Source organism: Streptomyces sp. NRRL B-24484, assembly GCF_000717715.1.
Lineage (GTDB): Bacteria > Actinomycetota > Actinomycetes > Streptomycetales > Streptomycetaceae > Kitasatospora.
On sequence record NZ_JOAI01000009.1, the window covers coordinates 90,429 to 117,051 of the forward strand.

23 protein-coding genes are annotated in these 26,623 nt (G+C 72.8%); 5 read left to right on the forward strand and 18 right to left on the reverse strand.

Annotation, left to right across the window (positions count from 1 at the left end; genetic code table 11):
* Positions 1 to 118: 118 nt before the first annotated feature.
* Positions 119 to 763 (forward strand): TetR/AcrR family transcriptional regulator, encoded by a 645-nt coding sequence (locus tag IE98_RS0110670; protein WP_078660922.1) that lies wholly within the window; start codon positions 119 to 121, stop codon positions 761 to 763.
* A gap of 39 nt (positions 764 to 802) precedes the next feature.
* Here IE98_RS0110670 and IE98_RS50055 read toward each other — a convergent pair whose 3' ends face one another.
* Positions 803 to 1,756: a M23 family metallopeptidase gene (locus IE98_RS50055; RefSeq protein WP_052390385.1), complete on the reverse strand. Its 954-nt coding sequence runs from the start codon at positions 1,754 to 1,756 to the stop codon at positions 803 to 805.
* A 400-nt stretch (positions 1,757 to 2,156) separates the two neighbouring features.
* On the opposite strand from IE98_RS50055, the gene IE98_RS0110680 reads away from it, so the two are divergent.
* Positions 2,157 to 3,266 (forward strand): threonine aldolase family protein, encoded by a 1,110-nt coding sequence (locus tag IE98_RS0110680; protein WP_030267796.1) that lies wholly within the window; start codon positions 2,157 to 2,159, stop codon positions 3,264 to 3,266.
* Between the two features lie 91 nt (positions 3,267 to 3,357).
* On the opposite strand, the gene IE98_RS0110685 is transcribed toward IE98_RS0110680, so the two are convergent.
* The 15 genes from IE98_RS0110685 to IE98_RS0110755 form a co-directional block, all read right to left on the reverse strand.
* Positions 3,358 to 5,709, reverse strand: a complete 2,352-nt coding sequence (locus tag IE98_RS0110685; RefSeq protein ID WP_234443489.1) for an immune inhibitor A domain-containing protein — start codon at positions 5,707 to 5,709, stop codon at positions 3,358 to 3,360.
* 342 nt (positions 5,710 to 6,051) lie between these two features.
* Complete coding sequence (locus tag IE98_RS0110690; protein WP_030267798.1) at positions 6,052 to 8,571, reverse strand: ATP-dependent Clp protease ATP-binding subunit; 2,520 nt, start codon at positions 8,569 to 8,571, stop codon at positions 6,052 to 6,054.
* 682 nt (positions 8,572 to 9,253) lie between these two features.
* Positions 9,254 to 9,610 carry a histone-like nucleoid-structuring protein Lsr2 gene (locus IE98_RS0110695; protein WP_030267800.1) on the reverse strand — a complete coding sequence of 119 codons (357 nt, stop codon included), beginning with the start codon at positions 9,608 to 9,610 and terminating at the stop codon, positions 9,254 to 9,256.
* Positions 9,611 to 9,726: 116 nt separating this feature from the next.
* Positions 9,727 to 10,254 carry an amino-acid N-acetyltransferase gene (locus IE98_RS0110700; RefSeq protein ID WP_030267801.1) on the reverse strand — a complete coding sequence of 176 codons (528 nt, stop codon included), beginning with the start codon at positions 10,252 to 10,254 and terminating at the stop codon, positions 9,727 to 9,729.
* 9 nt (positions 10,255 to 10,263) lie between these two features.
* Positions 10,264 to 10,692, reverse strand: a complete 429-nt coding sequence (locus IE98_RS0110705) for a BlaI/MecI/CopY family transcriptional regulator (protein WP_030267802.1) — start codon at positions 10,690 to 10,692, stop codon at positions 10,264 to 10,266.
* Positions 10,693 to 10,815: 123 nt separating this feature from the next.
* Complete coding sequence (locus IE98_RS50060) at positions 10,816 to 10,974, reverse strand: hypothetical protein (protein WP_030267803.1); 159 nt, start codon at positions 10,972 to 10,974, stop codon at positions 10,816 to 10,818.
* Between the two features lie 4 nt (positions 10,975 to 10,978).
* The gene (lysX, locus tag IE98_RS0110715) at positions 10,979 to 12,541 is read right to left on the reverse strand and encodes a bifunctional lysylphosphatidylglycerol synthetase/lysine--tRNA ligase LysX (RefSeq protein ID WP_030267804.1); all 1,563 of its coding nucleotides are present in this window, start codon (positions 12,539 to 12,541) and stop codon (positions 10,979 to 10,981) included.
* A 103-nt stretch (positions 12,542 to 12,644) separates the two neighbouring features.
* Positions 12,645 to 14,339 carry a hypothetical protein gene (locus tag IE98_RS0110720; RefSeq protein ID WP_030267805.1) on the reverse strand — a complete coding sequence of 565 codons (1,695 nt, stop codon included), beginning with the start codon at positions 14,337 to 14,339 and terminating at the stop codon, positions 12,645 to 12,647.
* 233 nt (positions 14,340 to 14,572) lie between these two features.
* A complete protein-coding gene (locus IE98_RS0110725) occupies positions 14,573 to 15,247 on the reverse strand; it encodes a hypothetical protein (RefSeq protein ID WP_234443490.1) in 675 nt (224 codons plus the stop codon).
* A 175-nt stretch (positions 15,248 to 15,422) separates the two neighbouring features.
* The gene (locus IE98_RS0110730) at positions 15,423 to 16,208 is read right to left on the reverse strand and encodes a type III pantothenate kinase (protein WP_030267807.1); all 786 of its coding nucleotides are present in this window, start codon (positions 16,206 to 16,208) and stop codon (positions 15,423 to 15,425) included.
* 25 nt (positions 16,209 to 16,233) lie between these two features.
* Positions 16,234 to 17,193, reverse strand: a complete 960-nt coding sequence (gene nadC, locus IE98_RS0110735; RefSeq protein WP_030267808.1) for a carboxylating nicotinate-nucleotide diphosphorylase — start codon at positions 17,191 to 17,193, stop codon at positions 16,234 to 16,236.
* Positions 17,194 to 17,240: 47 nt separating this feature from the next.
* Positions 17,241 to 18,899 carry an L-aspartate oxidase gene (locus tag IE98_RS0110740; RefSeq protein ID WP_030267809.1) on the reverse strand — a complete coding sequence of 553 codons (1,659 nt, stop codon included), beginning with the start codon at positions 18,897 to 18,899 and terminating at the stop codon, positions 17,241 to 17,243.
* Between the two features lie 16 nt (positions 18,900 to 18,915).
* Positions 18,916 to 19,392 carry an aspartate 1-decarboxylase gene (gene panD / locus IE98_RS0110745; protein WP_030267811.1) on the reverse strand — a complete coding sequence of 159 codons (477 nt, stop codon included), beginning with the start codon at positions 19,390 to 19,392 and terminating at the stop codon, positions 18,916 to 18,918.
* Positions 19,393 to 19,502: 110 nt separating this feature from the next.
* Entirely contained in the window at positions 19,503 to 20,399 is an 897-nt protein-coding gene (gene panC, locus IE98_RS0110750; RefSeq protein ID WP_030267812.1) for a pantoate--beta-alanine ligase, read from the reverse strand.
* On the reverse strand, positions 20,399 to 21,346 hold the full coding sequence (locus IE98_RS0110755; RefSeq protein ID WP_234443491.1) for a Rossmann-like and DUF2520 domain-containing protein: 948 nt from the start codon (positions 21,344 to 21,346) through the stop codon (positions 20,399 to 20,401). The genes panC and IE98_RS0110755 overlap by 1 nt, the downstream gene beginning before the upstream one ends.
* Before the next feature lie 203 nt (positions 21,347 to 21,549).
* On the opposite strand from IE98_RS0110755, the gene IE98_RS0110760 reads away from it, so the two are divergent.
* The 3 genes from IE98_RS0110760 to IE98_RS0110770 are packed head-to-tail and all read left to right on the forward strand — an operon-like array spanning position 21,550 to position 24,604.
* A complete protein-coding gene (locus tag IE98_RS0110760) occupies positions 21,550 to 23,799 on the forward strand; it encodes an ATP-binding protein (RefSeq protein WP_063748901.1) in 2,250 nt (749 codons plus the stop codon).
* On the forward strand, positions 23,796 to 24,239 hold the full coding sequence (locus tag IE98_RS0110765) for a roadblock/LC7 domain-containing protein (RefSeq protein ID WP_030267816.1): 444 nt from the start codon (positions 23,796 to 23,798) through the stop codon (positions 24,237 to 24,239). The genes IE98_RS0110760 and IE98_RS0110765 overlap by 4 nt, the downstream gene beginning before the upstream one ends.
* Positions 24,236 to 24,604, forward strand: a complete 369-nt coding sequence (locus tag IE98_RS0110770; RefSeq protein ID WP_030267817.1) for a DUF742 domain-containing protein — start codon at positions 24,236 to 24,238, stop codon at positions 24,602 to 24,604. Before IE98_RS0110765 ends, IE98_RS0110770 begins: the two co-directional genes overlap by 4 nt.
* A 49-nt stretch (positions 24,605 to 24,653) precedes the next feature.
* Here the strand turns inward: IE98_RS0110770 and IE98_RS0110775 are convergent, their stop codons facing one another.
* A complete protein-coding gene (locus tag IE98_RS0110775) occupies positions 24,654 to 25,343 on the reverse strand; it encodes a response regulator (RefSeq protein WP_030267818.1) in 690 nt (229 codons plus the stop codon).
* Between the two features lie 38 nt (positions 25,344 to 25,381).
* The gene (locus IE98_RS0110780) at positions 25,382 to 26,599 is read right to left on the reverse strand and encodes a sensor histidine kinase (protein ID WP_030267820.1); all 1,218 of its coding nucleotides are present in this window, start codon (positions 26,597 to 26,599) and stop codon (positions 25,382 to 25,384) included.
* Positions 26,600 to 26,623 lie beyond the last annotated feature (24 nt).

A 26,623-nucleotide genomic window follows, 5' to 3' on the forward strand; every position in this document is an offset into this window, starting at 1 on the left:
CCGGACGTCAAGCCGGTTTCGGCGGACCGCCCCCGGGCAGGGAGAATGGACCCTGGAGGTGCGCCGGAACCGGAGCGCCACCGCCACCCACCGCAGCCACGAGGCAGGCCATCCACCGATGAGTACGACCCAGAGCCCCCGCAGCGACACCCGAGCGCGCATCATCGAGGTGGCCCTGGAACTCTTCGCCTCACAGGGGTACGAGAAGACCTCGCTGCGCGAGATCGCCGACCGCCTCGGCGTGACCAAGGCGGCGCTGTACTACCACTTCAAGACCAAGGACGACATCGTCCACGGCATCGTCGAGTCGATGGCCGCGCCGATAGACGAGGCGATCGCCTGGGGCCGCGACCGGCCCTGGTCCCCCGAGGTCCGCGACGAGCTCGTCCGGCGCTTCGCCGCCGGCATGGCCGACCGTGCGCCGCTGCTCCGCTTCTTCCACGAGAACCAGCCCGCCCTGCGGGAGTCCGCGGCCGGCTCCGAGTTCAAGGACCGGATGCTGGCGATGATCGGGCTCATCCAGGGCCCGGGCGCCACCTTCCGGGAGCGGCTGCGCGCCACCGTGGCGCTCTTCTCGATCAACTCGGCGTTCTTCCTGCTCAAGCAGGACCACGGCGAGCCCGGCGAGCACGCAGCCGCCTGCGCAGAGGCCCCGCCGGCCACCCTGCCGGAGGCCATGGAGGCCGCCGTCGAGCTCGCGCTGGAGATAGCGTCCGGCATCTCCGCCGCCGATGCGGCAGCCGCCGGGGCGGCCGCCTCCTGACGGCCGCCCCGGCGGCAGGTCCTCCCGCGAGGGGTGCGATCAGAAGTTGCTCGCGCCGTGCGCCGAGAGGTACTTGATCGGGTCGATCACGGCGCCGTACCGGTTCGCGGTGCGGATCTCGAAGTGCAGGTGCGGGCCGGTCGAGTTGCCGGTGTTGCCGGACAGGCCGACCCGGTCCCCGGCGTGCACCTTCTGGCCCGCGTGGACACCCAGCTTCGACATGTGCGCGTACTGGGCGAAGTGACCGTCCGACAGCTTCAGCACGACCTGGTTGCCGTACGCGCCGGCCCAGCCGGCCGACACCACGGTGGCGTCGCCCACCGAGACCAGCGGGGTGCCCGGGCGGACGGCGAAGTCCACACCGGTGTGGAAGCCGGCCGCGTAGCTGTGGTTGGTCTTGTGGTAGGGGTTGCTGGTCGGCGCGCCCGGGGCGGGGGAGGACCAGCCGGGCTGCGCCGGGGCCGGCGCCGGGGCGGGCTGGGCCTGCTGCTGCGGCTGCGCCTGCTGGGCGGGCTGCGCGGGCTGGGCCTGCTCGGGCTGCGGCTGGGCGGCGGGCTGGGGCTGCTCGGCCGGGGGCTGGGCGAGGTTGTGCGCCACCGCCACGGAGTCCTGCGCGGAGGCCGAGCGCGGCTGCTTGTAGGTGGTCGGCGCGGACACCTGGACCACCCGGCCCTCCTGCTGCGGGGCGGCGGAGGCGGAGAACACCGAGCTGCCCGGCACCGTCGGGTGGACGGTCGTCTGCGCGGCCGCGTGGCCCGGCAGCAGCAGGGCGCCCAGCGCCAGCGCGGCGACGCCGCCCGAGGCCACCTTCGCCCGGTTCCGCAGCAGCGGGGAGGCTGCCGCCCGGACGCCCGAGAACGAGCCCGCCGTGGTGCCCGGCAGGCCGCCGTTCAGTGCACGGGAGGACAGCGAACGGGCGTTGAGCAGGGCCGCGGCGGTGCCGGCGGAGGCCGTGCGGACGATGCGACGGGTGGCGTCGGAGAACGAAGGCATGGTGGCTGGACCTCGCGGAAGGGGGCGGTGCGCAGCGGAGCCGCACGGCTCCCTGGCGGGGACCACTCCGGTGTAGTCGCTCGGCCGGACGGACCCAAACGGTGTGACCTACGACGGTCCGTCGTCGTGGACACCCGCCCGGCGACGCCCGCCCCGCCCCCGCGGGCCGCACCGCGGCCGGTCGCTACTACCCGCCGTCGTACCGGCCCGGGGGCCTGTGACCACTGCCACCGCGGTACCCCGCCACGCGGGCGCCAATCGTGACCCGCCTCACGGCCGCCGCCGGGCGGTGCGTCCGCCCGGTCACGTCCGGTCCCGAGGGGTCGCGGGAGAAGCCGACCGGCAACTTCCCGTCCTCCTCGCGCCATCCGGGGCGCCCGGCGCCGATCCGGGCGAAGATCTGAGCGTGAACGAGGAACTCCAGCAGCGGCGGTACGCCGCATTCCGGTCCTGCAGTCGGCTGCTCTCGGGCAGCCGGCCGGTCAGCCTGCGCGAGCGGATGGCGTCGCTCGCCGCCGACGCCGACCTGGCCCACGACCTCGACGAGCGGCCCGACGTGTACGGGGACGGGGTGGTCCGCGTCCTGGAGCAGAAGGTGGCGGCCCTGCTCGGCCGGGAGGCCGCGGTGTACTTCCCGACCGGCACGATGGCCCAGCAGGTGGCGCTGCGGTGCTGGGCGGAGCGGACCGGCAGCCCGATGGTGGCGATGCACCCGCTCGCCCACCCCGAGCTGCACGAGCGGCGGGCGGTCACCCGGCTCACCGGTCTGCACACCGTCTGGCCGACCACGGCGCCGCGGCTGCCCACCCCGGCGGAACTCCGCACCTGCGAGGAGCCGTTCGGCACCCTGATGCTGGAACTGCCGCTGCGGGACGCAGGTTTCGTGCTGCCCGCCTGGGAGGAGCTGGTGGAGACGGTCTCCGCCGCCCGCGGACTCGGAGCCCGGGTGCACCTGGACGGCGCCCGGCTGTGGGAGTCGACCGTCCACCTGGGCCGCCCGCTGCCGGAGATCGCGGCGCTGGCGGACTCGGTGTACGTCTCCTGCTACAAGTCGCTGGGCGGCCTCAGCGGCGCCCTGCTGGCCGGCGACGAGGCCTTCGTCCGGGAGGCCCGGGTGTGGCAGCACCGGTACGGCGGGAAGCTCTTCCAGCAGTGGCCGGCGGTGCTCTCCGCGCTCGCCGGACTGGAGCGCGAACTGCCCCGGCTGCCGCGGTACGTGGCGCACGCCCGGACGGTCGCCGCGGCGCTGGCCGAGGTGCCCGGTGCCCGGGTCCACCCGGCGCCGCCGCACACCCACCAGTTCCGGCTCTGGCTGCCGCACACCGCGGACGCCCTCACCGAGGCCACCCTGCGGCTGGCCGAGGAGCAGGGCCTCGCCCTGTTCCACTACTGGGACGAGCCCGGTGCGCCCGGTCTCGCGATGACCGAGGTGACGGTGGGCGCCGCCGCCCTGGAGTGGACGGCCGAGGACGTCGGCAAGGCGATGGCGGCCCTGCTGGCACTGCTCTGACGCCACGGCCCGGAACGCACGTCGGCCCGGTTCCTCCCGCCGGAGGAACCGGGCCGACGCAGTGTCAACTGTCAGTACCCGTGGGTGCCGATCAGAGGGTCGGACGGACCATCAGGATGGTCTCCAGCTTGTTGGAGCTGTTCCACAGCACGTCGATCGCGGTGTGGGTGTCCGGCACCTTCACGCTGGAGTACGGGGTCTTCTCGTCCCAGTACTTCTTGGTGTGGTCGTTGAAGGTGGTGACGCCGGCCGCGCTCGGGATCTTGGTGAGCACGTCGGCCTTGTGCAGCTGCAGACCGTCGGTGCGCTCGAACCCGAACGGGGAGTCGTAGCCCTGGATGCGCGAACGCATCACGGTGCCGTCGGCCCAGGTGATCGGGGTCGGGTGCGAGTCGACCGGCAGGATCAGGCCGGAGCCCGGGTGGTCGGTGACGTTGTTGTCCGACTGCGAGGTGTCCCACAGCCACACCAGGATGCCGTTCTGGTTCTGGTAGTGGTCCACCCAGTCCGGGCGGGCCGCGGAACCGAACACGTACGGACCGGTCTTCAGCGTGGTGTCGTAGGACACGTACTGACGGTTCTCGACGATGTAGTGCTGGGCGTAGTCCTTGGAGAACTTGCCCGTGATCCGCGAGAAGCCGGTGGCGGTCCAGCCGTTGTCACCCTGCTCCGCGTCGTCGCTGAACAGCGCGGCACCGTCGGCGTTGATCGCGATGTTGTCCAGCGCGAGGCCCTTCATGTGCAGGCCGCCGTCGGTGGTGTAGTGGAAGCGGACCTTGACGGCCTTGCCGGCGTAGGCGTTCAGCGAGTAGGACAGGTCGCCCCACTTGCCGCCCGAGTTGCCGGTGAGGCCCGGCGCGTCGGCGCCGTCCTTCTGCAGCGGGGTGCCGTTGAAGGTGCCGTCGAGGGCGGTCCAGTGGGCGCCGCCGTCGGTGGAGACCTCGGCGTAGCCGTAGTCGTAGTCCTGCTCGATGTCGTACCAGGCCTTGGCGGACAGGGTCGCCGCGGTCTTGCCGGTCAGGTCGACATCACGCGCCAGCGAGACGTTCAGGTCGTCCGCGCTGCCGCTCCACCACTCGTTCGCACCCGCGAACGGAGTGTTGATCTCGGTGGTGACCGTCTTGTTCGGAAGGTCGACCACCACGGCCTGCGGGCGCTTGCTGTTGTACTCCGCCGGACCGGTCCAGTGGAAGGACAGCTTGTTGGCGCTGGCCTTGTCGTAGTTCAGCCAGCCGAGCTGCAGCTTGCTCCAGGCGTCGAGGTCGCCCGGCTTGTCGCCGATCGACGACTTGCCGTCGCCCAGCCAGGAACCGGAGGACATCAGCGACCAGAAGCCGACCGAGTTGTCGTCCTTGCCCGTGGTGTCGTACAGGTCCGGCAGACCGAGGTCGTGGCCGTACTCGTGCGCGAAGACACCGAGGCCGCCGTTCTCGGGCTGCATGGTGTAGTCGCCGACCCACAGGCCGCTGGTGCCGACCGGGGTGCCACCGAGCTTGTTGTTGTCCGGGCCGGTCTTGCCGGCCTGGGCACCGTAGACGTAGCTGCGGTGGGCCCAGAGCGCGTCGGTGCCCTGGACGCCGCCGCCGGCGGACTGGTCCTCACCGGCGTGCACGATCTGGAAGTGGTCGATGTAACCGTCGGGCTCGTTGAAGTTGCCGTCGTGGTCGTAGTCGTACCGGTCCCACTGGTCGTACTGCGCGATGGTGGCCTTGATCTGCTCGTCCGTCTGGCCCTTGGCCTTCTGGTCGGCGACCCAGGCGTTGATGCCGTCGCGGATCAGGTCCTGCGCGTTGTTGCAGACGTGTGCACCGCAGTAGTCCGAGCCGTAACGGGCCTCGTTCCACGGAACCTTCACCCAGTCGGTGACCTGGCCGTCGACCGAGTAGCGGCCCGAGGACTGCTTCTCGTAGAAGGTCTTCAGCGAGTCGCCGGTCTTGGAGAAGTACATGTCCTGGTAGTGGGCCTGGTTGTAATCGGCCTGCCAGGCAGTGGAGTTGTCCTTGGTGCGGTCCGGCTGGGCGATCATGTTGTGCGCCGGGCCGGGCTGGCCGCCGTACTTGACCTTACCGTCCGGGGTGGTGGTGGTGCTGTCCACCTGGTCGCCGAAGTCGACGAGGATGGTGAAGATCTTGTCCGTGCGCTCACGGGCCAGCTCGACGTACTTGTCGCGGCCCAGCTTCACGGACGTGCTGCTGCCGTGCTTCTCGATCTTGGCGGTTCCCGCCAGGAGCTGCTCGGTGGCGGCCTTCTGCTCGGCCTCGACCTTGGCGGTCAGCGGGCCCGGCAGGTCGTGGTCGACCTTGAGCGCCTGCGCGTCGGCAGGGTCGTGCGAGACAGGGGCCGGCGTGGCGGCGGTGGCCGTCCCGGGCAGCAGGCCCGTGCCGAGCGCGGCCGTGACCGCGATGGCAGCAGTGGCCGCAGCGGCCCTCTTGGATATCTTCAACGTGGTGACGTCCTCCCCTTGCCGGCACGGCTCTTGGCCCGCCGGCGAACCAATGAAAGACAGGTGGACGACATTTGATCCAAGCCCCGGTCAAAAAGAAAGACCTTGACCATGCATGATCACGACGCTATCCTCCGGCGGCTGTGATCAACTGACGAGCAGTCAAGAGTAAAGCAGGGGCCGCAGTTGGGGCATCCATCGCACGCGCACGAGCAGCGAAGCGCCCCGCCGGGGCCTCCGGCGGGGCAAAATCACAGGTTATGGATGTCTAAACAGTTTTCAAACTGAAAAGGACTCGGCCCCGGCGATCCGCCGGGGCCGAGTCCTTGTGCGTACTACTGCTTACTTGGTCAGGTCCGGCCCGGAGGTCGAGACCGCGGCCGCCGGGGTGTCGGCCACCGGGGACTTCTCCTCGCCGCGGAACGTGAACTTCGCGTCCTTGCCCTCGCCCTCGGTGCCGACGACCACGATGTGGCCGGCGCGCAGCTCGCCGAAGAGGATCTTCTCGGACAGGTGGTCCTCGATCTCGCGCTGGATCGTCCGGCGCAGCGGGCGGGCACCCAGGATGGGGTCGTAGCCCTTCTTCGCCAGCAGCTTCTTCGCCTCGACGCTGAGTTCGAGACCCATGTCGCGGTCCTTCAGGCGCTGGTCCACCTTGGCGATCATGAGGTCGACGATCTGGATGATGTCGTCCTCGGACAGCTGGTGGAAGACCACGATGTCGTCGACGCGGTTCAGGAACTCCGGCCGGAAGTGCTGCTTGAGCTCCTCGCTGACCTTGGCCTTCATCCGCTCGTACCCGCTCTGCGCGTCACCCGTGGCCGCGAAGCCCAGGTTGAAGCCCTTCGAGATGTCCCGGGTGCCGAGGTTGGTGGTCATGATGATGACCGTGTTCTTGAAGTCGACCACGCGGCCCTGGGAGTCGGTCAGGCGGCCGTCCTCCAGGATCTGCAGCAGCGAGTTGAAGATGTCCGGGTGGGCCTTCTCCACCTCGTCGAAGAGGACGACGGAGAACGGCTTGCGGCGCACCTTCTCGGTCAGCTGGCCGCCCTCCTCGTAGCCCACGTACCCGGGCGGGGAGCCGAACAGTCGGGAGACCGTGTGCTTCTCCGAGAACTCGGACATGTCGAGCGCGATCAGCGCGTCCTCGTCGCCGAACAGGAACTCCGCCAGCGTCTTCGACAGTTCCGTCTTACCGACACCGGACGGACCGGCGAAGATGAACGAACCGCCGGGGCGCTTCGGGTCCTTGAGGCCCGCACGGGTGCGCCGGATGGCCTGGGAGAGCGCCTTGATGGCGTCCTTCTGGCCGATGACGCGCTTGTGCAGCTCGTCCTCCATGCGCAGCAGGCGGGAGGACTCCTCCTCGGTCAGCTTGAAGACCGGGATGCCGGTGGCGGTGGCCAGGACCTCGGCGATGAGCTCCTCGTCCACCTCGGCGACGACGTCCATGTCGCCGGCCTTCCACTCCTTCTCCCGCTTGGCCTTCGCGGTGAGGAGCTGCTTCTCGTCGTCGCGCAGCGAGGCGGCCTTCTCGAAGTCCTGCGCGTCGATCGCGCTCTCCTTCTCGCGGCGGACCTCGGCGATCTTCTCGTCGAACTCGCGCAGGTCCGGCGGCGCGGTCATCCGGCGGATGCGCATCCGGGAACCGGCCTCGTCGATCAGGTCGATCGCCTTGTCCGGCAGGAAGCGGTCCGAGATGTACCGGTCGGCCAGGGTGGCGGCGGCGACCAGGGCGGCGTCGGTGATCGAGACGCGGTGGTGCGCCTCGTACCGGTCGCGCAGGCCCTTGAGGATCTCGATGGTGTGCGGCAGCGACGGCTCGGCGACCTGGATCGGCTGGAAGCGGCGCTCCAGCGCGGCGTCCTTCTCCAGGTGCTTGCGGTACTCGTCGAGCGTGGTGGCACCGATCGTCTGCAGCTCGCCGCGGGCCAGCATCGGCTTGAGGATGCTGGCGGCGTCGATCGCGCCCTCGGCGGCGCCCGCACCGACCAGGGTGTGCAGCTCGTCGATGAACAGGATGATGTCGCCGCGGGTGCGGATCTCCTTGAGGACCTTCTTCAGGCGCTCCTCGAAGTCACCGCGGTACCGGGAGCCGGCGACCAGGGCGCCGAGGTCCAGGGTGTAGAGCTGCTTGTCCTTGAGCGTCTCCGGGACCTCGCCCTTGACGATCGCCTGGGCCAGGCCCTCGACGACGGCGGTCTTGCCGACGCCGGGCTCGCCGATCAGCACGGGGTTGTTCTTGGTGCGGCGGGACAGCACCTGCATGACCCGCTCGATCTCCTTCTCGCGCCCGATCACCGGGTCGAGCTTGGCCTCGCGGGCGGCCTGCGTGAGGTTGCGGCCGAACTGGTCGAGGACCAGCGAGGTGGAGGGGGTGCCCTCGGCGGGGCCGCCGGCGGTCGCCGACTCCTTGCCGCCGCCGGAGTAGCCGGAGAGCAGCTGGATGACCTGCTGCCGGACCCGGTTGAGATCGGCGCCCAGCTTCACCAGGACCTGGGCGGCGACGCCCTCGCCCTCGCGGATCAGGCCGAGCAGGATGTGCTCGGTGCCGATGTAGTTGTGGCCGAGCTGGAGGGCCTCGCGGAGCGACAGCTCCAGGACCTTCTTCGCCCGGGGGGTGAAGGGGATGTGGCCGGACGGGGCCTGCTGCCCCTGGCCGATGATCTCCTCGACCTGCTGCCGGACCGCCTCGAGCGAGATCCCGAGGCTCTCCAGGGCCTTGGCGGCGACACCCTCACCCTCGTGGATCAGACCCAGGAGGATGTGCTCGGTGCCGATGTAGTTGTGGTTGAGCATCCGGGCTTCTTCCTGAGCCAGGACGACAACCCGCCGCGCGCGGTCGGTGAACCTTTCGAACATCGTTTTCGCTCCTCAGAGCGGTCGGCCAGTTCGGGGTCCGTCCCCGCCCTGTCCTTCCGCATGCTAGTCCCGCTCAGCGGCGCGGCCCACGGACAACCCCCACTCGCGTGGGGACATCATGCTGCGCGACCAGCCGACACCATTCCCAACCTGATGCTGGGAGACGGTGTTCCCACAGGGGGCCCCGATGCACCCGATGGCCGCTACGCCATCGGCGAACAGAGGCTCCGGCTGCGGTGGCGGCCGGCCGCGCGAACTGCCCGGTCGGGGCCCTGCGACCCCGCCCACCTGCATTCATACCCGGTCTCGGAGAGAGATTCGCGCTGTTTCCCCGGTGGCGCTGTTCGCCTGGCGAGAAGTCCGGCCCCCGGAGCGCCGTTCGGCGCGGCGGGAATGACGGCGCATCAACGGCCCGGCCACGGCTCCACGGTCCGGCACAGGCCGATCGGGCCCGCGGGTACCGCCGGTCGGACGCCTCCCGCAGGGCCGTTCCGCTCCCTACAGCGTTGCACAGCCCGGTCCGGTCCCGCTGCCCGTCATCGGACCGGCCGATCATGCACCTGCCATGACAACGGGCGGACGGCACCGGCGGACGGACGGCTCCGGCCGCCCCGGCCGACCGCCGGCCGCGACCGGCCGGCGCCGGGGCACCTCGCCCCGGGCCCGGCCGCACGGCCACCGGTCAGGACGCGTGCGCCTTGTCGTACTTCGCCTTGATGTCGCTGGGCACGCGACCGCGGTCGTTGATCTCCAGGCCCTGCTCCTTGGCCCAGCTGCGGATCTTGGCGGTGTCCGGGCCGGCGGCGGACGAACGGCCCGCGCTGCGGCCGGCACCGCTGCTGCGGCGCGCACCCGCGATGCGGCCGCTCTGCTTGCGGCCCTTGTCGACGTACGGAGCCAGCAGATCGCGGAGCTTGTCCGCGTTGGCGCTCTTCAGGTCGATCTCGTAGGCAACGCCGTCCAGCGCGAACATCACCGTCTCGTCCGCGGAGCCGCCGTCGAGATCGTCTTCAAGAATGACCTGCACCCTCTGTGCCACGGGCTTCCCTTTCCGAGTAAACGAGCCAATGCCTAGGCAAAGGAAACCGCCTTTTCCCGGAAAACTCAAACCCCTACCCGATCGGGATGCGTCCCGCAAGGCTCACAAGGGCGCGCTCAGAGGCGCAGGAGCATGCGCGAGTTGCCCAGGGTGTTGGGCTTCACCCGCTCCAGGTCGAGGAACTCCGCGACTCCTTCGTCGTACGAGCGCAGGAGTTCTTCATAGACTTCCGTGGCCACGGCCGCCGGGTCTGACGTACGATCGTCGGTTTCCCCGATCTCGACGAAACCGTGTTTCGCGAAGAACGACACCTCGAACGTCAAGCAGAAAATCCGACGGACGCCGAGCCAGCGCGCGGTCTGCAGCAGCTTCTCCAGCAGGAGGTGTCCGATGCCCAGGCCGGTGCAGGAGGGGTGCACCGCCAGCGTGCGGACCTCGGCCAGGTCCTCCCACATGACGTGCAGCGCACCGCAGGCGACCACCGTCCCGGTGTCGTCGCGCTCGGCCACCCAGAACTCCTGAACGGATTCGAACAGGGTGACCGTCGGCTTGTCGAGCAGAATGCCGTCGCGGGAGTAGGCGTCGATGAGTGTCCGTACGGCCCGCACATCGGTGGTCCGCGCCCGGCGGATGGTGACCTCCATGCCGGGACGTTATCGTGCCGCGCCGCCGCCGGTCTCCCCGGTGCCCCGTTCCGTCCCGGGCCGCGGCGGTTCGGCGGGAAGGACGGCGGCGACCCGCAGTGCGTCCCGCAGCGCCTCGCGCTGCTCGGGCGACATCAGCCCGAAGAAGTGCACCAGCGCCGCCGCCGGATTGTCGCTCGTCGCCCAGGCGTCGTTCATCAGCGCCGCGGTGTACGCCTCCCGCGAGGAGACCGGCTCATATCGATACGCCCGGCCGACCTGTTCCCGCCGGAGCCAGCCCTTTCTGTACAGCTTGTCGAGCACCGTCATCACGGTGGTGTACGCGATATCGCGTTCCGTCCGTAGATCCTGCAGAACCTCGCGAACCGTGACCGGGCGGTTCCACTGCCAGACCCTGGTCATGATGTCGTTCTCGAGTTCTCCGAGTTGCCGCACCATAGTCCGGCCAGGATAGGAACTGATTCGGACAAAATCGGCGATTCCCCAAGCGCACCGGCGCGCCGCCACCCCCTCGGCGGGGGCGACGGCGCGCCGGTGGTGCGTGTCCGGGGCCCGCTGCGGCTATTCCGCGGCGCGCGGGGCCGCGGCGGCCATCGCGTCGGCGGCGGCGTCCTCCTTGGCCTTCTGGGCGCCGCCCTGGCTGCGGATGATCGCCCGCACCAGGAAGCCGAAACCGATCGCCATGACCAGCGGCGGCACGATCGCGCTGACGTAGTCCATCAGGTCACTCCTCTTCTGCGTCGTCCGCAGCGGCGGCGCCGCTGCTGCCCTTCGCCTCCGGCTTCACCAGCGGGAAGAGCACCGTCTCGCGGATGTTCTTGCCGGTCAGCAGCATGATCAGGCGGTCCACGCCGAGGCCGAGGCCGCCGGTGGGCGGCATCGCGTACTCCAGGGCGCGCAGGAAGTCCTCGTCCAGCTGCATCGCCTCGACGTCGCCGCCGGCCGCCAGCAGCGACTGGGCGGTGAGGCGGGCGCGCTGCTCGACGGGGTCGATCAGCTCCGAGTAGGCGGTGCCGATCTCGGTGCCGAAGATCACCAGGTCCCACTTCTCCGCGACGCCGGCGACCGAGCGGTGCTGCCGGGTCAGCGGGGAGACCTCGGTCGGGTAGTCCCGGATGAAGGTCGGCCGGATCGCGTGGTGCTCCAGCAGCCGCTCGATCATCTCCAGCACGATCTGGCCGTGGCCCCACTCCTTCTCCCACGGCACGCCGGCGCCGTCGGCGAGCGCCCGGAGCTCCTCCACGGAGCTCTCCGGGGTGATCTCGGTGCCGAGGCGGGCGGAGATGCCCGGATAGACCGAGACCTCCTCCCAGGGCTCGGCCAGGTCGATCTCGTGCTCCTGCCCGTCCGGGCCGAGGCCGCGGACGACGGTGGTGCCGAGGGCGTCCCGGGCGGCGTTGACGATGATCGCGCGGATCAGCTCGGCCTGGGTGTCGTAGTCGCCGTACGCCTCGTACGACTCCAGGGCGGTGAACTCCGGGTTGTGGGTCGCGTCTGCGCCCTCGTTGCGGAAGTTCCGGTTGATCTCGAAGACCTTCTCGGCGCCGCCGACCACCAGGCGCTTCAGGTAGAGCTCGGTCGCGATGCGCAGGTAGAGCTCGATGTCGTAGGCGTTGATGTGCGTCTTGAACGGACGCGCGTTGGCGCCGCCGTGGATCGGCTGCAGCATCGGGGTCTCGACCTCGAGGTAGCCGCGGTCCTCGTAGGTGCGGCGGATCGAGCGGATCACCCGGGTGCGCAGCTGGAGCATCTCGCGCGCCTCGGGGTTCACGATGAGGTCGACGTAGCGCTGGCGGACCCGGGCCTCCGGGTCGGTCAGGCCCTTGTGCTTGTCCGGCAGCGGGCGCAGGCACTTCGCGGTGAGTTCCCACCGGTCGACCATGACGCTCAGCTCGCCGCGGCGGGAGGTGATGACCTCGCCCTCCACGCCGACCTGGTCGCCGAGGTCGATGTCGGACTTCCACGCCGACAGCCGCTCCTCGCCGAGCTTGTCCAGCGACAGCATCACCTGCAGGTCGCCGGAGCCGTCGCGCAGGGTGGCGAAGCAGAGCTTGCCGCCGGTGCGGGCCAGGACGACGCGGCCGGTGACGCCGACCCGCTCGCCGGTCGCGGTGTCCGCGGCCAGGTCCGGGTGCTTGGCGCGGAGGTCGGCGATGGTGGTGGTGCGGGGGAACCCGACCGGGTAGGGGTCGATTCCGGCCGCCCGGAGCCGGTCCAGCTTCTCGCGCCGGACGCGCATCTGCTCGGGGAGGTCGTCGGCCTGGGGCACGGTGGTCTGATCGCTCACCCCACAAGGGTAGCCACCACCGGGCCGCGCTCCCGCACGGGTTTCCGCCCGGAGGCCCCGGGACGCCGCTGCGGCGCCCCGGGGCCTGCGGGTACGGCGGGGACTACTGGTGCGAGCCCTTGCGGCGCCGTGCGCCCAGGAAGACCGCACCGCCGATCAGCACCGCACCGGCACCGGCCGCGGCGATGGTGCCGAGCCCGGACGCGCCGGTGAAGGCGAGGCCGCCGGCGGTGGTCGCCGAGGGGCTCGGCGAGGCCGTGGTGGCCGAGGGGTTGGCCGAGGCCGAGCCGGTGGGCCGGACGACGACCGGCGGGGTGCTCGCCGCGCCGCCGCCGGAGGGCGGGGTGGGCACGCCGGTCGGGATCGAGCCGCTCGGCTCGGAGCCGAGGACGACGGACACCGCCTCGTTGGCGTGGTTCGGGTCGAAGGTGAGGTTGCCCGCGGTCGCCCCGCCGCCGTAGAGGCTGGTCTCGTCCTGGAGCGTCACCGGCACGGTGGCCCGGGTGGTGCCGGCGTCCAGCGAGACGCCGAAGTCGAAGGTCCGCCGGGTGCCGCTGCTGATCCACATGCCGGTGTCGCAGAGGTACTTGTCGGGGTGCTCGACCTGGTGGCCGTTGTCCCAGGTCCTCGGCGCGCAGCCGGTCGGGACCCTGGTCACGGTGACGCCCTTGGGGAACTGCGCCTGCACCTTCACCACGTCGTCGCCGGAGCGGTAGAAGATCGACGCCGGGCCGGCGTTGCGGTACCCGACCGTGAGCGTGCCGCGCTTGCCGCCGTCGGCCGGGCTCCAGGCGCCCAGCGCGGAGAAGTCGGCGGTGTTGGCGGCCGAGACCTCCAGCTCCACGCGGTTGTCGTAGCTGTGGCGCGGTGCGGCGAGCAGCGCCGGGTCCTGGGCCGCCTTGACGGTGAGCGGGGCGTCGGTGCCGCGCTGGAAGCGGTGGTCGGCACGCCAGCGCGGGACGCTGGAGTACTGCGCGTCCTCGGTGGCGTACAGGCTGATGTCGGTGAAGGTGTACCAGGCGCTGTCGGTGACCCCGAACTGCAGCGGGTCCAGGGTGTGGACCGCGCCGGGGGCCAGCGAGACGTCGAGGGTGCAGACGGCCATGGTCTCGCCGGGCCAGGACTTCTGGTTCCAGGCGCCCTCGCCCACGGTGGCGAACTCGCAGTTGGAAGGTCGCTTCTTGAAGTCGAGGCCGGAGACGGCGTCGATCGTGACGACGAGCCTGGTGGCGGCGGCGTCGCCGACGTTGGCGAACTCGACCGCCGGCGCGACGACGGCGCCGGGCTTCACGCCCTTCTGCGGGGCGAGGTCCTTGGTCTTGAAGTCGGGCCCGCCGACGTCGACCCTGACGTCCTTCTCGGCGCGCTCGGCGTTCGAGGAGGTCAGCGTGATGTGCAGCTTGCCGCTGCTGCCCGGCTTGGCACCGGCGACGGCGCTCAGCCACGGGTGCTGGGTGATGTTGATCGAGTCGAAGTCGACGGTGTGGGCGTCGCAGGTGACGACCGTGCCGGCCGTGGTGCACTCCGGGACGGTCAGCTGCGCCACGCCGGCCAGGCCGGCCGTGTCGAAGGCGACCTTGACGTCCTTGGCCGCGACGGTGCCCGTCCGGCCGATGCGCAGGTTGAGGTTCTCGTCGAACTGGCCGGGCGTCGTGGGCTTGGCCGAGATCTGGACGGAGTCGGCGACGTCGAACGTGAGCCTGGTGCCCGCCGCTTGGGCCGGTACGGCAGCGGCGGTGACGGCGGCCGCGGCGACGGCCGTCGACAGGCCGAACGCCCTGATGCGCTTGGCGCGCATGGTCCCCCCATGGGTCGTGATCGGAGCTGTGCGATCGCAGACCCTAGACGCCGCGTCCCTCCGCCGGGGCGAGATCAATCGGGCACATCGGGACGGGACTGTTCGTACCGCTCTCAAATTTTGCCGAGGCGTTACGCGCGAGGCCGTCCCGCGTTCCGGCATTGTCGACACGTCGACGTGCGGCGGCCCCGGAGCGTGCGGGACGCTCCGGGGCCGCCGCCGAACGGGGTGGCTCAGCCGGTGCCGGTGGCGAGTTCGGTCTCCTCGTCCTCCGGTGCGGGGGGCTGGGGTTGGGGTCTGGCCTTGGGGCGGCGGCCGAAGAGTTCGGCGGGGGTGGGCATCCTGCGGGGCTGCGGCTGCTCGCCGGGGGCCGGGGGCCTGGGGCTGCTGCTCATCGGGACGCGTCCTCCAAGGGTGAAGGCGGGCAGGGGTTCGGTCGCCGGACTCGGAACGGCCGTCAGGTGGCGCTGGCCGGAGGCGAGCGAGAGCCGCTCGCGGACCTCGGCCTCCGCCAGCGCGTGGCAGCGGCCGGCCAGCCGGGAGCGCCGGGCGCGCTCGGTGTGGCCGCAGGGCTGCCGGGAGAGCGAGCGCAGCGCGGACAGGTCCTCCGGGGTGGGGAGGTAGCCGTCCGTGACGGCGTCCTCCAGCCGTTCCAGGTAGCCGGGGGCACTGCCGGGCAGCGCGTACCGGTAGCGGGCCAGGTCGGCCAGCATGAAGCTGCGCAGCCGGCCGCCCTCCCGGACGGCCTCGTCGATGGACTCGGTGAGCCGCAGCGCGTCCTGGACGTCCTCCGCCCACAGCGCGGCGGACGGTCCGGGCGGCTGGAGCCGGTCGTCGGGGAGAGCCGGGTAGAGGGCTTGGGCGAGGGCGCGGCGCAGCACGCGGACTTCGTCGGCGCTGAAAGCCATGCCGCCGCGCGATCCGTGTGGCGTAGGCATGAGGTGACAGTACGTGGCGTACGTCCGATTTCGGGCGATTGGCGCCCCGGTTGTCCCGATTGGCGTATCTGCCGCTGATCCGACGTGCGGACGGTCGGCCCGACCGGGCCGACCGCCCGTCAGCATGCTTGGCGCGGAAGCCCGTTCAGGACTTGTTGCGCTCCCAGACCAGCCGCAGGCCGATCAGGGTGAGCCAGGGCTCGTGCACGTCGATGGTCTCGGCCTCGCCGAGGACGAGCGGGGCCAGGCCGCCGGTGGCGATCACCTGGACGTCGTCCGGGTCCTTGGCGAGTTCCCGGGCCATCCGGTTGACCAGGCCGTCGACCTGGCCGGCGAAGCCGTACAGGATGCCGGACTGCATCCCTTCAACGGTGTTCTTGCCGATGACGTTGCGGGGCCGGGCCAACTCGATCTTGCGCAGCTGCGCGCCGCGCAGACCGAGCGCCTCGACCGAGATCTCGATGCCGGGCGCGATCGCGCCGCCCACGTAGTCGCCGCGGGCGTTCACCGCGTCGAAGGTGGTGGCGGTGCCGAAGTCCACCACGATGCACGGCCCGCCGTAGAGGTGGTTGGCGGCCAGCGCGTTCACGATCCGGTCGGCGCCGACCTCCTTGGGGTTGTCCATCAGGACGTGCACCCCGGTCTTCACGCCCGGCTCCACGATCACCGCGGGCACGTCGCCGTAGTAACGGCGCGTCACCTCGCGGAGCTCGTGGAGCACGGCGGGCACGGACGAGCAGATCGACAGCCCCGCCACCTTGTCCTCGGCGGACACGATGGGGTGGGCACCCATCAGGCCCTGCATCAGCACCGCCAGCTCGTCCGCGGTGCGCCGCGGGTCGGTGGAGATCCGCCAGTGTTCGACGATGTCCTCGCCGTCGAACAGGCCGAGCGTGGTCTGGGTGTTGCCGACGTCGATGGTGAGGAGCACGGGATGGCTTTCTGTTGAGGCGCGGTCAGGCGCGGAGGTCCAGGCCGATGTCGAGGACCGGCGAGGAGTGCGTCAGGGCCCCGACGGCCAGGTAGTCGACACCAGTCTCGGCGACCTCGCGCGCGGTGGCCAGGGTCAGTCCGCCGGACGCCTCCAGCTTCGCCCGGCCGGCCACCAGGGCGACGGCCTCCTTCAGCTGCGGCACGGTGAAGTTGTCGAGCAGGATCAGGTCCGCCCCGGCCTCCAGCACCGGCGCGATCTGCTCCAGGGTGTCCACCTCGACCTCGACGGGGAGGTCCGGGTAGGCCGCCCGCACCGCGCGGAAGGCCTCCGCGACGCCGCCGGCCGCCACCACGTGGTTGTCCTTCACCAGCGCGGCGTCGGACAGCGCCATCCGGTGGTTGGCGCCGCCGCCGCAGCGCACGGCGAACTTCTCCAGCGCGCGCAGGCCCGGGGTGGTCTTGCGGGTGTCCCGGACGACCGCGCCGGTGCCCTCCAGGGCGTCGGCCCAGGCCCGGGTCGCGGTGGCGACGCCGGACAGGTGGCAGAGCAGGTTCAGCGCGCTGCGCTCGGCGGTCAGCAGGTCGCGGGTGCGGCCGCGGACGGAGAGCAGCACCTGGCCGGCCTCGACCCGGGCGCCGTCCTCGACGTGCCGCTCGACCTCGAACTCCTCCTCGCAGACCAGCGAGACGACGGCCTCGGCCACCCGAAGGCCCGCCACCACACCGGCCGAGCGGGCGGTGAAGTCGGCGGTGGCGACGGCGTCCGCGGGGACGGTCGCCACCGAGGTGACGTCCTCGCCGCCGGCCAGGTCCTCGCCGAGCGCGAGCATCGCGATGTCCTCGACCTCGACCGGGTCCAGCCCGGCCTCCTCCAGCAGCGCCGCCAGCGCCGGGTCCAGCCCGGTCTCGTACGCCTCGCCCTCGCCGCAGGCGCAGCCGTCGCCGCAGCCGGCGGAGGCGAGCGGGAGTTCGTCGTGGGTCATCGTGGTGCTCCTAGTCGATCGGCAGGGTCACGCCGGGGGAAGGGGGGTCACGCCCGGACGCACGGGCGTCCGTCGGCGTCGAGGGTGGTGACCAGGTGACGCCGCCAGTGGGCGTCGTCGCGGTCGGGGAAGTCCTCGCGCCAGTGGCAGCCGCGGGTCTCCTCGCGGAGCGCCGCGGCGGCGACCAGCGCGGTCGCCACCAGGTGGAGGTTGGTGGCCTCCCAGGTCTCCACCCGCGGGTCGGCCGGCTTCTCGCCGGCCGCGTGCTCGCGGGCGTCGGCGGCCAGCCGGTCCAGCCCCTCGGCGGTGGCCGCCATCGACGCGGCGGAGCGCAGCACGGCCGCGCCGCGCGACATCAGCCGCTGGATCTCGGCGCGGGCCTCCGGGGCGAGCAGCGGCACGGCGCGGGCGCCGCGGGCCGCCGCGGCGTCCACGGTGCGCTCGGGCAGGTCGCCGGCGGCCCACCGGGCGGCCAGGTCGGCGGCGATCGCCTCGGCGAAGACCAGGCCCTCCAGCAGCGAGTTGGAGGCCAGCCGGTTGGCGCCGTGCACGCCGGTGCAGGCGACCTCGCCGCAGGCGTACAGACCGGGTACGGAGGTGCGGCCGGCGAGGTCGGTGCGGACGCCGCCGGAGGCGTAGTGGGCGGCGGGCGCGACCGGGATCGGCTCGGTGACCGGGTCGATGCCGTGCGCCCGGCACGAGGCGAGGATGGTCGGGAAGCGGTGCTCCCACATCTCGGCGCCGAAGTGCCGGCCGTCGAGGTACATGTGCTCGGTGCCCCGCAGGTGCATCTGCCGGGTGATCGCCTTGGCGACGATGTCGCGCGGGGCGAGCTCGGCGAGTTCGTGCTGCCCGAGCATGAACCGCTCGCCGGTGGCGTCGACCAGGTGGGCGCCCTCGCCGCGGACGGCCTCGGAGACCAGCGGCTGCTGGCCCTCGGCCTCGGCGCCGAGCCAGAGCACGGTCGGGTGGAACTGGACGAACTCCAGGTCGGCGACGTCCGCGCCGGCCCGCAGCGCGAGCGCGACGCCGTCGCCGGTGGAGACCGCCGGGTTGGTGGTCGCGGAGAAGACCTGGCCCATGCCGCCGGTGGCGAGCACCACGGCGCGGGCGCGCAGTGCGCCGACGCCGTCGCGCTGGCCCTCGCCCATGACGTGCAGGGTCAGGCCGGCCGCGTGGCCGTCGGCGTCGGTGAGCAGGTCGAGGACGAGGGCGTGCTCGATCAGCTCGATGCCCGGGTCGCTGCGGACGGCGGAGACCAGCGCACGGGATATCTCGGCACCGGTGGCGTCGCCGCCCGCGTGCGCGATCCGGCGGCGGTGGTGGCCGCCCTCGCGGGTCAGCAGGATCGCCCCGTCGGCGTCCCGGTCGAAGGCGGCGCCGACCTCGATGAGCCGCCGCACGGCGTCCGGGCCCTCGGTGACGAGGGTGCGCACGGCCGCCTCGTCGCACAGGCCGGCGCCGGCGACCAGGGTGTCGTCGAGGTGCTGCTCGGGGGTGTCCCCCTCGCCCAGGGCGGCGGCGATGCCGCCCTGGGCCCAGCGGGTGGAGCCGTCGTCGAGCATCGCCTTGGTGACCACGGTGGCCCGCAGGCCGGCCTTGCGGGCGTTCAGCGCGACGGTCAGGCCGGCCACGCCGGAGCCGACCACGACGACGTCGGTGGTCGCGGTCCAGCCCGGGGCCGGGGCGGTCAGACGGTACGGCATGGCTTCACGTGCTCCTTCAGCGCGCGGCGTCGGGAGTCGCGTCGCCCGCATCACGGTACGCTCCCCCGCCCGCGGAGGGGGAAGCCGCCAGGTCGCCGCGGACGAGGCCGCTGCCCTCGGGTGCCTCGGCCGCGTCGCCGCCCGTGCCGGTGATCCGGTTGTCGCCGTCCACGAACACCACCCTGGGCAGGTACGCCTTGGCCTCGGCGGTGTCCATCTGGCCGTACGCGATGAGGATCACCAGGTCGCCGGGGTGCACCAGGCGCGCGGCGGCGCCGTTGATGCCTATGACGCCGGAGCCGCGCGGGCCCGCGATGGTGTACGTCTCCAGGCGGGCGCCGTTGTTGATGTCGACGATGTGGACGAGCTCGCCGGGGAGCAGGTCCGCGGCGTCGAGCAGGTCCTCGTCGACGGTGACGGAGCCGACGTAGTGCAGGTCGGCCTGGGTCACCGTGGCCCGGTGGATCTTGGACTTGAGCATGGTGCGGAGCATCTGGTCACGCCTCCTGGTGGGACCCCCGGCCGGGCCGGGGGAGAGTGCATGCCTACGGGGGGTCGTACGGGGGTGGAACGGGCTGGAACGGGCTGGAACGGGATGGTGCGCTACCGGACGATGACGCCGACGTTGTCGATCAGGCGGGCGGGGCCCACCGTGGCGGCCACGGCCAGCAGGGCCTCGCCGGTGAAGTCGTCCGGCACCTCGGTGAAGGAGTTCGGGTCGATCAGGGCGAGGTAGTCGGGGGTGACGCCGTCCGCGCCGTCGAGGACGGCCGCGGCGGCCTCGCGGACCGCCTTGGCGCCCTGCGCGCCCGCGTCGCGGCCGGCGAACAGCGCCCGGGACAGCGCGAGCGCCCGGGAGCGCTCGGTGTCGGAGAGGAAGCGGTTGCGGGAGGAGAGCGCCAGCCCGTCCTCCTCGCGGACGGTCGGGACGCCGACGATCTCCACGTCGAAGTCCAGGTCCGCGACCATCCGGCGGACGATCGCCAGCTGCTGCGCGTCCTTCTCGCCGAAGAGGGCGAAGTCCGGGTCGGTGATGTGCAGCAGCTTCGCGACGACGGTCAGCATGCCGTCGAAGTGGCCGGGGCGGGACGCGCCCTCGAAGCCCTCGCCCATCGGCCCGGCGGACAGCCGGACGAGCGGCTCGCCGTTGGGGTACATCTCCTCGACGGTCGGGGCGAAGACCACGTCGGCGCCGGCCTCGCGGGCGACCTCCAGGTCGTCGTCCAGGGTGCGCGGGTAGCGGTCCAGGTCCTCGCCGGCGCCGAACTGCAGCGGGTTGACGAAGACCGTCACGGCCACCCGGCCGTCCCGGCCGACCTGGCGGCGGGCCGCACGGATCAGCGCGGCGTGGCCGGCGTGCAGCGCTCCCATGGTCATCACCACGGCGTTGTCCACCGGCTGGTCGTCGGGCCAGAACGCGGCCTCGAACTCCTCCACCGTGCGGGTGAGCGCGGTGGTGCGGGGGGCCTTCGCCTTCGCCGGCTGCTTGCCGCGTGCCATCAGGGGGTCTCCTCGTCGAGTACGTCCAGCAGCGCAGCCGCCGCCTCTTCCTTGAGCGATCCGCCGCGGACCGCCCGCTGTGCGGTGGCCCGGGCCATCGCACGGTACGCCTGCCCGATGTCCGGGGACACCGTCCGCAGCTGCTGCAGGTGCCGGCGGAGCGTCCCGGCGTCGCCGCGGGCGACCGGGCCGGTCAGCGCGGCGTCGCCGGAGCGCAGCGCGTTGTCCAGGGCCGCGCCGAGCAGCGGGCCGAGCAGCTGCCCGGGCTCGGCCACCCCGGCGCCGCGCAGCAGCTCCATCGCCTGCGCGACCAGGGTGACCAGGTGGTTCGCGCCGTGCGCGAGGGCCGTGTGGTAGAGCGGGCGGACCTCCTCGGGCACCCACTCGGGCTCGCCGCCCATCTCCACGACCAGGGCCTCGGCGACCGGCCGCAGCTCGTCGGGGGCGGTGACCCCGAACGGGCAGCCGGCCAGCCGGGCCAGGTCCACCGAGGTGCCGGTGAAGGTCATCGCCGGGTGCAGCGCCAGCGGCAGCGCGCCCGCCCGGGCGGCGGGCTCCAGCACCGCCACGCCGTGCGCGCCGGAGGTGTGCACCACGATCTGGCCCGGGCGGATCGCCCCGGTCGCGGCGAGTCCGGCGGCGAGGTCGGCGAGGGCGTCGTCGGGCACCGTCAGCAGCACCAGGTCGGCGGCGGCCAGCACCTGCGGCGGGGTCACCAGCCGGACGCCGGGCAGCAGGTTCTCGGCGCGGCGCCGGGAGGCCGCGGACACTCCGGAGGCGGCGACCACCCTGTGGCCGGCCAGCTGCAGGGCGGCGCCGAGCGCCGGGCCGACCCGGCCGGTGCCGACCACGCCGACGGCGAGCCGGGCGGGCCGGTTCTCCGGGTCCAGCGGATCGCCGTAGGGGTCGACCGGCCCGAGGGCCGGGGCATTGTCGGACGCGCTCACCGCTCGGCCCTCGTCATTGCTTCCCGTTCCAGTCCTGTGCAGGTACCAGACGTACCGCTCCATCGTACGGGGCCGCCGGTGCGCCCCCTCCGCGCGGGGCCGGGCCGCCGGATCTCCACGGAAGCTTCACAACGCTCCCGGCGACCCGAACGCTACGGCCGGGTAACTTGGCGCAGTCCGAGCCCCGGGACACGAGGGAGACCATGCCCAGACGCCTCGGCCTTGCCCGTCCGCACAGACCCCGCACCATCCGCACCCGCATCATCGCGCTGGTGCTGATCCCCGTCGTCGCCCTGGTCGGTCTGTGGACCTTCGCCATGGTCTCGATGACCGGCGACCTGCGCGCCCTCGTCCGCCTCAAGGACGCCTACCAGTACTTCGGCAGCCCGGTGGACACCGCCGTCGGCCAGATCCAGATCGAGCGCCGGCTGGCCGCCGAGTACCTGGGCTCCGGCGGCGACGCGGCCGCGCTCGCCGCCTACACCGCGCAGGAGCGGGCCACCGACGAGAAGATCCGCGCGATGCGGGCGGCCGCCGAGGACCCCGACCGGCAGGACGAGCTCACCGCCGAGCAGCGGGACACCCTCACCGCGATGACCACCGCCTCCGACGGCCTCGCCCCGCTCCGCCAGGCGGTCATCACCCGCTCCCTCGGCTGGGACGCCGCGGTCGAGCGGTACACCGCCGCCATCGAGCCCTCGTTCGCCGTCGAGTCCGCGCTCACCGCCCTGCAGGCCGGCCGGCTCGCCCGCGAGGCCCAGGTGGTCGTGGAACTCGTCCGGGTGCGCGAGTTCGTCTCCCGCGAGGACGCCCTCGGCTCCGGCGCCCGGGCCGCCGGGTCCTTCACCCCCGCCCAGTTCCGCGCCTTCGCCGCCGTCGTCGAGGACCGGCGGGTCTTCCAGCGCACCTACGTCGCCGCGCTGCCCGCGGACTCCCGGGCCGGCTTCGACACCTTCGCCGCCGACCCGCGCTACACCGCGCTGACCGCCGCCGAGGACGGCGTCCTGGACGCCGGCGCCGACGCCGCCGGCCGCGCCGTCGACCGCAACGGCTGGCGCACCACCATGGACCCGGTCGTCCACCGCTACATGGAGCTGTGCAAGGAGGCCGCCCTCAACTCCGCCGCCCGCGGCCGCGCCTACGCCGGCGACCAGCTGCTGAAGGCCGGCCTGGCCGGCGGCGCCGGCCTGCTCGCCGTGGTGTTCTCCGTCTGGTACTCGGTGCGCACCGGCCGCCGGATCACCCGCCGCCTGACCCGGCTGCGGGTCGCCGCCGACCGGCTGGCCAACCGCCAGCTGCCGGACGTCGTCCGCCGCCTGGCCGCCGGCGAGACCGTCGACGTGGAGCGGGCAGCCCCGCGGCTCGCCTTCGCCCCGGGCGAGAACGACGACGAGATCGGCGACCTCGGCCGCGCCCTCAACCACGCCCGCCGGGCCGCCGTCGAGGCCGCCGTCGAACAGGCCCGCCTGCGGGCCGGCATCTCCGGCGTCTTCGTCAACATCGCCCGCCGCAGCCAGGCCCTGATCCACCGCCAGCTCAAGCAGCTGGACGCCATGGAACGCCGCGCCACCGACCCCGACGAGCTCGCCGACCTCTTCCGGGTCGACCACCTCGCCACCCGGATGCGCCGCCACGCCGAGGGCCTGATCATCCTCTCCGGCGCCGCCCCCGGCCGGCGCTGGCGCAAGCCCGTCCCGCTGGTCGAGGTGGTCGGCTCGGCGGTCGGCGCCGTCGAGGAGTACGAGCGGGTGGTCGTCCCGCCGATGCCGCAGGTCTTCGTCTCCGGCGCGGCCGTCGCCGACCTCGCCCACCTGGTCGCCGAACTCATCGAGAACGCCACCGCCTTCTCGCCCCCGCACACCCAGGTCACCATGCGGGCCGGCGAGGCCGCCCACGGCTGCGTGCTGGAGATCGACGACCGCGGCCTCGGCATGGACGAGGACGAACTCGCCGCCGCCAACCGCACCCTCGCCGAACAGCAGGAGTTCGACCCCACCCGCACCGAGCGGCTCGGCCTCTTCGTCACCGGCCGGCTCGCCCGGCGCCACGGCATCGAGGTGGCCCTGCGCCGCTCGCCGTACGGCGGCACCACCGCCGTGGTACTGCTGCCGAAGGCCGTCCTCGCCGAGGCGCCCGCGCCGGAGCCGCGACCGGTACCGGTGCCCGAGGCGCCGGCCGAGTCCGAGCCCGACCCGGTCGCCGACGCGCCCGCCGCCGCGGTGCTGCCGATGCGGCGCGCCCTGCCGACCCGGACCCGCCGGGCGCTCCCGGCGCCGGGGCCGCAGACACCGCCGCCCGCGGCCGACACGCCCACCGACACCCCCACCGACACCCCCGCCGGGTCGCCCGAGATCTCGGCCGAGCAGATGGGCGCCGTCTTCGGCGCGTTCCAGCGCGGGCTGGACCGCGGCCGCGGCACCCGCACCCCGCACCATCCGGAGGACGAACGATGAGCGCGACCGACACCACCGAACAGGCCGGCGGCGGCCTGGACTGGCTGCTGGAGGACCTGGTCGACAGCACCGAGCACGTCCGCCAGGCCGTGCTGCTCTCCTCCGACGGCCTGCCCACCGCCGCCTCCACCGGGCTGAGCACCGAGGACGCCGACCACCTCGCCGCCGTCTGCTCCGGCTTCCACAGCCTCGCCCGCGGCGTCGGCAGCCGCTTCGAGGCGGGCGGCGTCCGGCAGACCATGGTGATGCTGGAGGACGCCTTCCTCTTCGTCTCGCCGGCCGGCGAGGGCAGTTGCCTGGCCGTGCTCTGCGGGCCGCAGGCCGACGTCGGCCAGATCGCCTACGAGATGCAGATGCTCGTCCGCCGGGTCGGCCGCCACCTCTCCACCCCGATCCGGGCCGACTCAGACCCGGCGGCCGCCGGACGGGCGGCCACATGAGCGGGCACTGGTACGACGACGAGGCCGGCCCGATGGTCCGGCCGTTCACCCTGACGGGCGGGCGCACCCGCTCCGCCGAGGGCGAGCGCTACGACCTGCTGGCCGCGGTCTCGGCGGTGCCGGACGCCGAGCCCGCCGCCCACCTGGACCACGCCCGCAGCGCCCTGCTGGACCGGATCAGGGCCCGGGCCTGCCCGCTGGCCGAACTCGCCGCCGACGCCGACCTGCCGATCGGCGCCCTGCGGGTGCTGCTCGGCGACCTCGTCCAGGCCGGGCTCGTTCGGGTCGGCCAGAGCGCCGCCGAGGCCGGCCGGCCGGACGTCCGCCTGCTCCGCGAGGTCATCCGGGGCCTGCGGCGGCTCTGACCGGGGACGTCCGTCCGGGGGCGTCCGTCCGGGGGCGGGTGGCCCCCGGTCAGTCCGCGGCCCCCGCTCGGACCAGGCCGTTCTCGTAGGCCAGCACCACGGCCTGGACGCGGTCGCGCAGGCCCAGTTTGGCCAGGATCCGGCCGACGTGGGTCTTCACGGTGGCCTCCGACAGGGTCAGCCGGGCGGCGATCTCGCTGTTCGACAGGCCCTGGGCCACCAGCAGGAACACCTCCCGCTCGCGGTCGGTGAGCGGCTCCAGCACCGGCGATCCGGGCGCCGTCGACGGCGTCGGCAGCACCTGGGCGAAGCGGTCGATCATGCGCCGGGTGGTGGTCGGCGCGACCACCGCGTCGCCGCCGTGCACCGCGCGGATCGCCGCGACCAGCTCGGTCGGCGGCACGTCCTTGAGCAGGAAGCCGCTCGCGCCGGCCTTCAGCGCGGCGAAGGCGTACTCGTCCAGGTCGAAGGTGGTCAGGATGAGCACGTGGGGCGCCCCCGGCAGCGGCGTGCCGGAGTCGTCCAGGCAGATCCGCCGGGTGGCCTGGACGCCGTCCAGCCGGGGCATGCGGACGTCCATCAGCACCACGTCGACCTGCGTCCCGGCGAGCAGCTCCAGCGCCTGCGCGCCGTCGCCCGCCTCGGCGGCGATCTCGATGTCGCCCTGCGACTGCAGGACCATCCGGAAGCCCGTACGCAGCAGCTCCTGGTCGTCCACGAGCATCACGCGGATGGTCACGGTCGGTTCTCCTTCACCTGAGCGGTCGTGCCCCGGCCTCAGCCGGCGGTCTTGAGGGGGAGGACGGCCCGGATCCGGAAGCCGCCGCCCGGCCGCGGGCCGACGTCGAGGCTGCCGCTCACCATGCCGACCCGCTCGCGCATGCCGATCAGACCATGGCCGGGCCCGTCGCCACCACCGTCGATCTGCTCCGCGGTGCTGCCGCGGCCGTCGTCCTCGACCAGCACCTCCAGGTCGCGGTCGCCGAAGTCCACCGCCACCCGGGCCCGGGCGCCCGGACCGCCGTGCTTGCGCACGTTGGTCAGCGCCTCCTGGACGATCCGGTACACCGTCAGCTCCAGGCCGCGCGGCAGCTCCCGCGGCTCGCCCGAGGTGGCGAAGTCCACCGGCAGGCCGGCCGTGCGCACCTGCTCCAGCAGCTCCGGCAGCTCCTCCACGCCGGGCTGCGGGACGTACTCCTCGGCCGTCTCCGAGGTCCGCAGCACGCCGAGCAGCCGGCGCATCTCGACCAGCGCCTGGCGGCCGGTCGCGGCGATCGTGCCGAGGGCCTCCTTCGCCTGTTGCGGTGAGTTGTCCAGCACGTAGGCGGCCCCGTCGGCCTGAACGATCATCACGGAGACGTTGTGCGCGACCACGTCGTGCAGCTCCCGCGCGATCCGGGCGCGCTCGGCGGCCACCGCCACCTTCGCCTGGGCGTCCCGCTCGCGCTCCAGCCGGGCCGCCCGGTCCTCCAGCTCGACCAGGTAGGCCCCGCGGACCCGGGTCAGCCGGCCCCACGCCCAGCAGAGCACGAACGGCGTCGACATCAGCACCGCCACGAACACCAGCTGCCAGGTGCTCGGCCCCGGCGGCGGGGACGGGTCGTCCGGCAGCGGGTCGCCGCTGTTGTCGAACCGCCACAGCGTCAGCGGACCGGCCACCAGACCCACCGCGAGCACCAGCCGGGACGCCCACCGCGAGCCGAAGGCCGCCCCGGTGTACGCGAACACCAGGTAGCCGATGGACGAGGCGCCCGGGGTGACGTCCAGCACGAGCTGGCCCAGCCCGAGCGCGGTGCCCCCGGCCACGGCCAGGTCCGGGTACCGGCGCCGGACCACCATCAGCGCGGCGATCGCCAGCGAGAAGAACAGACCGCCGTAGAGCTGCAGGTCCGACTCCGAGAAGTCGGAGAGCGCGCCGAGCAGGAGGACCACCAGCGCCCAGGCGGAGTCGACCACCATCGGGTGACGGCGGAGCCAGGCGTTGAGTCGATGCACGCTCCAAGCCTAGGCAGTCGCACG

Coding starts and splice junctions, on each gene's coding strand:
- IE98_RS0110720 (WP_030267805.1), bottom strand. CDS start 14,339: ATGCGCGCCAAGCGCATCAGGGCGTTCGGCCTGTCGACGGCCGTCGCC.
- IE98_RS0110690 (WP_030267798.1), bottom strand. CDS start 8,571: ATGTTCGAAAGGTTCACCGACCGCGCGCGGCGGGTTGTCGTCCTGGCT.
- IE98_RS0110670 (WP_078660922.1), top strand. CDS start 119: ATGAGTACGACCCAGAGCCCCCGCAGCGACACCCGAGCGCGCATCATC.
- IE98_RS0110705 (WP_030267802.1), bottom strand. CDS start 10,692: ATGGTGCGGCAACTCGGAGAACTCGAGAACGACATCATGACCAGGGTC.
- IE98_RS0110765 (WP_030267816.1), top strand. CDS start 23,796: ATGAGCGCGACCGACACCACCGAACAGGCCGGCGGCGGCCTGGACTGG.
- IE98_RS0110740 (WP_030267809.1), bottom strand. CDS start 18,899: ATGCCGTACCGTCTGACCGCCCCGGCCCCGGGCTGGACCGCGACCACC.
- panC (WP_030267812.1), bottom strand. CDS start 20,399: ATGGCACGCGGCAAGCAGCCGGCGAAGGCGAAGGCCCCCCGCACCACC.
- panD (WP_030267811.1), bottom strand. CDS start 19,392: ATGCTCCGCACCATGCTCAAGTCCAAGATCCACCGGGCCACGGTGACC.
- IE98_RS0110770 (WP_030267817.1), top strand. CDS start 24,236: ATGAGCGGGCACTGGTACGACGACGAGGCCGGCCCGATGGTCCGGCCG.
- IE98_RS50055 (WP_052390385.1), bottom strand. CDS start 1,756: ATGCCTTCGTTCTCCGACGCCACCCGTCGCATCGTCCGCACGGCCTCC.
- IE98_RS0110725 (WP_234443490.1), bottom strand. CDS start 15,247: ATGGCTTTCAGCGCCGACGAAGTCCGCGTGCTGCGCCGCGCCCTCGCC.
- nadC (WP_030267808.1), bottom strand. CDS start 17,193: ATGACCCACGACGAACTCCCGCTCGCCTCCGCCGGCTGCGGCGACGGC.
- IE98_RS0110700 (WP_030267801.1), bottom strand. CDS start 10,254: ATGGAGGTCACCATCCGCCGGGCGCGGACCACCGATGTGCGGGCCGTA.
- IE98_RS0110760 (WP_063748901.1), top strand. CDS start 21,550: ATGCCCAGACGCCTCGGCCTTGCCCGTCCGCACAGACCCCGCACCATC.
- IE98_RS50060 (WP_030267803.1), bottom strand. CDS start 10,974: ATGGACTACGTCAGCGCGATCGTGCCGCCGCTGGTCATGGCGATCGGT.